The sequence below is a fragment of the Candidatus Nitrosotalea sp. FS genome, assembly GCF_011319475.1.
Taxonomy (GTDB): Archaea; Thermoproteota; Nitrososphaeria; order Nitrososphaerales; family Nitrosopumilaceae; genus Nitrosotalea.
Genome location: NZ_RCMC01000181.1, coordinates 16,438 through 17,159 on the forward strand (window position 1 = coordinate 16,438; position 722 = coordinate 17,159).

At 42.5% G+C, this 722-nt stretch carries 2 protein-coding genes; both read right to left on the bottom strand.

Going from position 1 to position 722, the window contains the following annotated elements:
- The coding region (locus tag DYY66_RS06695) for a nuclear transport factor 2 family protein (RefSeq protein ID WP_166287316.1) at positions 1 to 352 on the bottom strand (352 nt) is incomplete at its 3' end.
- 22 nt (positions 353 to 374) lie between these two features.
- Positions 375 to 722: Lrp/AsnC ligand binding domain-containing protein (locus DYY66_RS06700; RefSeq protein WP_218583647.1), on the bottom strand; the 348-nt coding region annotated here is incomplete at its 5' end.

The following is a 722-nucleotide window of genomic DNA, read 5'->3' on the forward strand; positions in this document are numbered from 1 at the left end:
AGACTGCGGCAATCCGACCGTCCTGAACAATGATGAAATCAGTTCCTGCGTAAGATGGAGTCTCACCAGGGCGGCCCGATACCCATAGAACACGTCCACTATTGCCCAATTCCTCAGGTGCCGTAATTGGTTGGTATTGAAAGTCAGGGTGAGTAGCTTTGATTACGCCTGCTATGCGATCGATCTCGACTCGGCCATGGTAAACGCCCCCTGGTTCGTAGAATACACAATCTTCGGTAAAGATCTCGTCGATGACCGCTCTCCGACGCACTGGATTGTTTTCACCAAAGACATCTTGAAGATTGCGGATCAGCAATGTCGATATGATACCTGGTTTGTCTTGCTTTGACATTGCCACCGATTTAGTTTGTATTTTAGTTAAACTTTTCAGAATTAGTATGTCTTGTCTTACTTTTTTTACTTGAAAACCATCGTTGTCTTAGAAAACGTAAAAGTGAAACATCATCTGGTTGTTTTACTTGAGATGATATGATAGAACTAGTAAGCTTTGAAGTGACGGGTTCTAACGGCATCATAACCTCTTCTCTTAAACTTTGTAAATCAGTTTCCAGAACTTTGATGAAATATTCCTGACTCCCTATTGTAGAATATGCTTCTATGACACGCGGTTCTTTACGAACAAAGTCGTGTAATTTGGCCAAGTCTTTTTCTCCAAGACCTGTTTCTGCGCCCACATAAGCTGCAATTCCAAGTCCTATACG